Annotated in this window: 1 protein-coding gene; it reads right to left on the bottom strand. The window is 41.4% G+C overall.

What is annotated here, in order from left to right; translation table 11 throughout:
- Nucleotides 1–284: 284 nt before the first annotated feature.
- Nucleotides 285–566 carry a GIY-YIG nuclease family protein gene (locus R7Q11_RS28295; protein ID WP_225467242.1) on the bottom strand — a complete coding sequence of 94 codons (282 nt, stop codon included), beginning with the start codon at nt 564–566 and terminating at the stop codon, nt 285–287.
- Between the last annotated feature and the right edge of the window lies 1 nt (nt 567).

Below are 567 nucleotides of genomic sequence, written 5' to 3'. Positions count from 1 at the left end.
TTTACTCTTGTAATCTACCTTCCACTGAGTGTTTGTTTCAATAGTAAATTTGTCTACTTGGAACAGAACATCGGGCCATTATGCGTCAGAATAGCCATACATGATATACCCAAAGTCCATATGGTATTCTGCTTTTATCTCAAGAAGCTTGGATGTATCGGGCTCGGCCGTATTAGTCAGCTGTATCAATAAATATAAATAAGCCGCCAATGTTGGCGGCTTATAAAAGACAATTGAAATTTAAGAATCCGAAAAACAGGCACTCAAACCGTAACGATGAACCGTTAACTTTGAGAGCAAGACTCAAACATCACTTGCTGATTGTCATCCACGGCAATCAGAGCTTTGAGTTCAACCAACTGCTCTTTCTTGCTCTTGGTTAGTTGTTTGATGAAATACTCAGCGCGCATTGCTGTTACTTTTGAGTCGAAACTAGTCGACCACTCTAAAACAAGAGGCCCTTTACCCTTGAGCGCTTTTGCGCCTTTGCCAAGTTGGTGCTGTTTAAATCGCCTTTCGATGTCATTGGTAACACCGCAATACAGTGCATTACGGTTATTGCGGATC

Source organism: Vibrio sp. 970, assembly GCF_033339075.1.
Note: the sequence above shows the minus strand (reverse complement) of the source record. Positions and strands in the feature narration are given on the sequence as shown.